The sequence below is a fragment of the Streptomyces sp. NPDC088915 genome, from assembly GCF_044749825.1.
Lineage (GTDB): Bacteria > Actinomycetota > Actinomycetes > Streptomycetales > Streptomycetaceae > Streptomyces.
Genome location: NZ_JBIVIR010000047.1, coordinates 3,287 through 4,416, shown reverse-complemented (window position 1 = coordinate 4,416; position 1,130 = coordinate 3,287). Strand labels below are relative to the sequence as shown.

1 rRNA gene (cut by a window edge) is annotated in these 1,130 nt (G+C 56.5%); it reads right to left on the bottom strand.

Annotated features, from left to right (window positions below):
- A 23S ribosomal RNA gene (locus tag ACIP5O_RS36855) occupies nt 1–1,130 on the bottom strand; its annotated part runs 2,036 nt beyond the window's last position; the annotation flags it as partial.

Sequence of the window (1,130 nt, the reverse complement as noted above, 5' to 3'; positions counted from 1 at the left end):
CGGGGCTTCCACATCCGGCCTATCAACCCAGTCGTCTACTGGGAGCCTTACCCTCTCAAGGAGGTGGGAATACTCATCTCGAAGCAGGCTTCCCGCTTAGATGCTTTCAGCGGTTATCCCTCCCGAACGTAGCCAACCAGCCATGCCCTTGGCAGGACAACTGGCACACCAGAGGTTCGTCCGTCCCGGTCCTCTCGTACTAGGGACAGCCCTTCTCAATATTCCTACGCGCACAGCGGATAGGGACCGAACTGTCTCACGACGTTCTAAACCCAGCTCGCGTACCGCTTTAATGGGCGAACAGCCCAACCCTTGGGACCGACTCCAGCCCCAGGATGCGACGAGCCGACATCGAGGTGCCAAACCATCCCGTCGATATGGACTCTTGGGGAAGATCAGCCTGTTATCCCCGGGGTACCTTTTATCCGTTGAGCGACGGCGCTTCCACAAGCCACCGCCGGATCACTAGTCCCGACTTTCGTCCCTGCTCGACCCGTCGGTCTCACAGTCAAGCTCCCTTGTGCACTTACACTCAACACCTGATTGCCAACCAGGCTGAGGGAACCTTTGGGCGCCTCCGTTACCCTTTGGGAGGCAACCGCCCCAGTTAAACTACCCATCAGACACTGTCCCTGATCCGGATCACGGACCGAGGTTAGACATCCAGCACGACCAGAGTGGTATTTCAACGGCGACTCCACCATGACTGGCGTCACGGTTTCACAGTCTCCCACCTATCCTACACAAGCCGAACCGAACACCAATATCAAACTGTAGTAAAGGTCCCGGGGTCTTTCCGTCCTGCTGCGCGAAACGAGCATCTTTACTCGTAGTGCAATTTCACCGGGCCTATGGTTGAGACAGTCGAGAAGTCGTTACGCCATTCGTGCAGGTCGGAACTTACCCGACAAGGAATTTCGCTACCTTAGGATGGTTATAGTTACCACCGCCGTTTACTGGCGCTTAAGTTCTCAGCTTCGCCCTGTCGAAACAGAGCTAACCGGTCCCCTTAACGTTCCAGCACCGGGCAGGCGTCAGTCCGTATACATCGCCTTACGGCTTCGCACGGACCTGTGTTTTTAGTAAACAGTCGCTTCTCGCTGGTCTCTGCGGCCACCCCCAGCTCAGAG